The sequence below is a fragment of the Acinetobacter nematophilus genome (genome assembly GCF_026344175.1).
GTDB lineage: Bacteria > Pseudomonadota > Gammaproteobacteria > Pseudomonadales > Moraxellaceae > Acinetobacter > Acinetobacter nematophilus.
Window position 1 is genome coordinate 1 of the sequence record NZ_JAPKMY010000023.1, and the last position, 3,179, is coordinate 3,179.

Here is a 3,179-nt window from a genome sequence, read left to right on the forward strand (position 1 = left end):
CCTAAAAAATTAACGCTCTCTTAATGCTTCCTTGGCTTTATTGAAAGGTTTCAACAAGTATTCAATAATGGTTTTCTGACCGGTACGAATATCAACAGTTGCCACCATACCCGGGGTAATCGAAAAAGACTTACCCGCTTTGTTCACCAATTTATCTGTATTGGTTCGAATATAGACACGATAATAAAACTGATCCTGTTTCACTTCATCACGGATGGTATCGGGTGAAATCACCGTCACTTTACCTTCCAAGCCACCATAAATGGAATAGTCATAGGCCGTGATTTTCACTAAAGCCGGTTGTCCCGGATGAATAAACGCAATATCCCGTGGCGAGATCCGCGCTTCAATCAATAACTGTTCATCAATCGGTACAATGGTCATCAACTTTCCATTCTGTGGTACAACCCCACCGATGGTGGTTACGGCAATCTCTTTCACCACACCGCGAACAGGCGCTTTAAAGGTTGAACGTTTGACCGAGTCGTTTCGTCCTGCCACGATTTGCTGTAAAGACTGAATATCCGCATTGGCTTTTGCCAACTCTTCACGTGACTTTACATAGTAGTCATTCCGCTTATCATTGATCTGGTTTTCAAAGTTATTGATATCACGTTTCAGACGCAACACTTCAACTTCAGATGCCGCACCTTTGACCACCAACGGTTGAGTCATTTGCAATTCATTTTGTACCAAGGACAAGGCATGTTTTAGCCCGGTGATGGACTCATCCAGATTGGCACGACGAGAGGTATACAGTGCCGTTTCCTCTCGAACCAAGGCAGGTATGGCCAGCACCTCTTTGGGGAAGCGTAGCGGTGTACCATTCACTTCTGCTTCCAAACGTGCCGCGGTGGCCTGGGTTGCCAGTAATTTGCTCTGGCTTTCTCCGACCTGTGACTCGAATCGGGTGGGGTCAATCTGGGCAAGGGTTTGCCCTTTTTGTACAATATCGCCTTCTTTGACATCCAAACTGGTGAGTACTCCACCATCTAAGGATTGAATGATTTGCTCTTTGGAGGAAGGAATCACCTTACCTGTGCCCGTTGAGACTTCTTCTAATTTAAAAACACATGCCCAAATCAGAAAGGCCAGTAAGCCCGCAGCCACGATCCAAATAATAAAACTGGCTTTAGGCAAAGGCGGTTCTGAAAACTTTAATGCGGATGGATTGCTGGGACGCTTGAGCAGATCGCTTGTCTCATGATCATGGGGGGCAGCCGATGCAGTGCTTTGCAGTTCAATCTTTTGTTGATTGTGTTGTTGGCTCATGCTGAAGCACCTCCCGCATTCGGCTGATGTTGGGGATTTAAAATGGCATCTCGTGGTCCATCTTTAATAATCTTTCCTTCATGTACCACAATGATCCGATCCACCAGTTGCAGAACTGCAGGGCGGTGGGTTGCCACCACCAAGGTGCGATGACCCAGCCATTGTTTTAGATGTTGAATCAGGACTTTTTCAGAGACATCATCAATCGACGCCGTAGGTTCATCCAGCAAGACAATATTCGGGTTTCTCAACAATAAGCGGGTCAGCAGTAATGCCTGTTTCTGTCCGCCTGAAAAGCCCACACCGCCTTCAAGAATGGTATGGTCCAAGCCCTCTTTTTTCTGCTCAACAATGTCCAGTGCATTGGTGATTTGCAAAGCGCGCACAATTTCTTCATCGGTTGCCAATGGCGCACCCAAGGTTAGATTTTCACGGATGGTCCCAAAGAATAAATGGGCATTTTGATTGAGCAGTGCCATATCCCGGCGAATATCATCAGGATCCAGCAAGGATTGATCGACACCATCCAGACTAATTTTGCCCTGTACAGGCAATTGCATCCCGGCCAGTAATTGTAAAAGACTGGATTTCCCTGCGCCATTGCGTCCCAGAATTGCCACCTTTTCACCGACTGCGATTTTGAGTTGGGGAATGACCAAGGTCGGACGTGGATCATCTTCAGTATATTTAAATACAACCCCTTTAAAATCATAATCGCCTAATAGCACTTTACGCTGAATCAATTGGGCACGTTCAGGGCGATCAACCGGTTTTTGCATCAATTCATCTAGGCCGTTTTTCGCCACTTTGGCTTGTTGCCAACGTCCCAGCACGCCCGTCACTTGAGAAATAGGGGCCAGCATCCGTGAGGAGAGAATTGAACACGCCACCAAGGCACCCGTGGTCATGTCGCCTTTCATCACCGCGAAACACCCCACCAAGACCACGATGGCATAGGTCAAACCTTGAATCTTTTGTGTCCATGCATTTAACCACCCGACAATTTTTCGTTGGCGCATGCTGACATCAGCAGAAACTTCATTCATGTGGTTCCATTGATTTTGGAATCTGGCTTCAGCACGCAGTAGTTTGATATCTTCAATGCCCTGTACGGCTTCAACCAAAATCGCATTACGAATTGCGGATTCACGCATCCCTTCCGTCGCCAATTGTGCCAATTTCTTTTGTACCAAGAAGCCCGGAACAATCATCAACGGTACCACCAGCAACATCACCCAGAAAATATTGCCGCCAATCAGCCAAAAGATCACCAGAAACAGGAAGAAAAACGGTAGATCCGCAATCGCACTGATGGTGGTTGAGGTGACCAATTCACGAACCCCTTCAAGTTCGCGAATCTGGGAAATAAAAGAGCCTGTTGAACGTGCCCGATCTTTATTGCGAATGCGCAATGCATGACCAAATACCCGGTCTGAAATCTTTAAGTCGGCACGTTTACCGATAATGTCGGATAGATAGACTCGTGCGATTCGCAGAATGAATTCAAAGACTGCTGCGATCAGTACCCCGCCTGCAAGAACCCACAAAGTGGGAATGGACTGAGAAGGTACCACACGATCATAGACTTGCATGGAGAAGATGATGGTCGCCAAGGCCAAAATATTGGCAATCATGGAAGCCACCATGATATCGGTATAACGCTTCCAGTCTTTTAGAACAATGTCCCAGAACCAACTTTTCTCATAAGGCTTGATGTATTCATCAACACGTGCATCAGGCACGGAGGTTTCGGGTCTAAAAATATAGACACGCTTGGCATGGGCTTGCAGCTGCTGCACACTGAAGCTTTGTGACAGCCCTTGATCACCACTGAGCTGCAGACTGACATTGCCAGTCGTGTCGACTTTCTCAATCACCGCCACCTGACCATCATTGAGTTCAACCAC

2 protein-coding genes are annotated in these 3,179 nt (G+C 46.9%); both read right to left on the reverse strand.

Going from position 1 to position 3,179, the window contains the following annotated elements:
* Positions 1-9 precede the first annotated feature (9 nt).
* A complete protein-coding gene (locus OSH00_RS20370) occupies positions 10-1,272 on the reverse strand; it encodes an HlyD family type I secretion periplasmic adaptor subunit (protein WP_266131938.1) in 1,263 nt (420 codons plus the stop codon).
* Positions 1,269-3,179: type I secretion system permease/ATPase (locus OSH00_RS20375; RefSeq protein WP_266131939.1), on the reverse strand; the 1,911-nt coding region annotated here is incomplete at its 5' end. The genes OSH00_RS20370 and OSH00_RS20375, both read right to left, overlap by 4 nt.